The following is a 969-nucleotide window of genomic DNA, read 5'->3' as shown; positions in this document are numbered from 1 at the left end:
CTCAACCGTCGCCGACCGCGTCGAACGCGTCCTCGTCGGTGATGTCGTCGCCGAGGTAGACCGGGGTGGGCGCCGCCGTCTACACCGAGGACCCGTCGGAGGCGGCCCGCCGGCTGCAGGTCCGGCCCGGCCGATGCGCGGTCGTCACACCCGACGAAGCGGGCGTCGCGGCCGCACGCGCCGGCGGATTCGCACTCGTCATCGGCGTCGATGAGGGGCGCGGCGACGCGCTGCGAGATGCCGGCGCCGACGCGGTGGTCGCCGACCTGCACCAGATCACCGTGCGCACCGGGGACCGCCGGATGTCGCAGCTGCCCGACGCGCTGACGGCCCTCGACGACCTGGCCGCGCGGCGGCCCGCGGTGTTCTTCGACTTCGACGGCACGCTGTCCGACATCGTCAACGACCCGGACGCGGCCGTCCCGGTCGACGGCGCCACCGAGGCGCTGCGGCAGCTGGCGACCGGCTGCCCAGTGGCGATTCTGTCCGGCCGTGATCTGGCCGACGTGACGAAACGCGTTGGGGTTCCCGGGATTTGGTATGCCGGCAGCCACGGGTTCGAATTGACCGCGCCCGACGGCGCGCACCACCAGAACGACGACGCCGCCGCGGCCATCCCGGTGCTGGAGGCCGCCGCCGGCGAGCTGCGCGAGCGACTCGGCTCCATCCCGGGAGTGGCGGTGGAGCACAAGCGCTTTGGTGTCGCCGTGCACTACCGCAACGCCGGACGCGACCGCGTCGGCGAGGTGGCGGCCGCGGTGCGTGCAGCCGGCCGCCGCGACGGCCTCCGCGTGACCACCGGCCGGGAGGTCATCGAGCTGCGCCCGGACCTGGATTGGGACAAGGGCAAAACGCTGCGCTGGGTGCTCGATCACCTAACCGAGGCCGAACCCGGCGCCCGGACCCCGGTCTACCTCGGCGACGACATCACCGACGAGGACGCGTTCGACGCGGTCGGCGACGGCGGCG

1 pseudogene is annotated in these 969 nt (G+C 73.9%); it reads left to right on the top strand.

Annotated elements, in window-relative coordinates:
* Positions 1 to 62: 62 nt before the first annotated feature.
* Positions 63 to 969, top strand: a pseudogene (gene otsB, locus A9X03_RS06190) (trehalose-phosphatase); the annotation flags it as partial.

The sequence above is a fragment of the Mycobacterium sp. E1715 genome (genome assembly GCF_001667625.1).
Taxonomy (GTDB): domain Bacteria; phylum Actinomycetota; class Actinomycetes; order Mycobacteriales; family Mycobacteriaceae; genus Mycobacterium.
The sequence above is the reverse complement of the archived record's forward strand: the minus strand, read 5'-3'. Positions and strand labels throughout refer to the sequence as shown.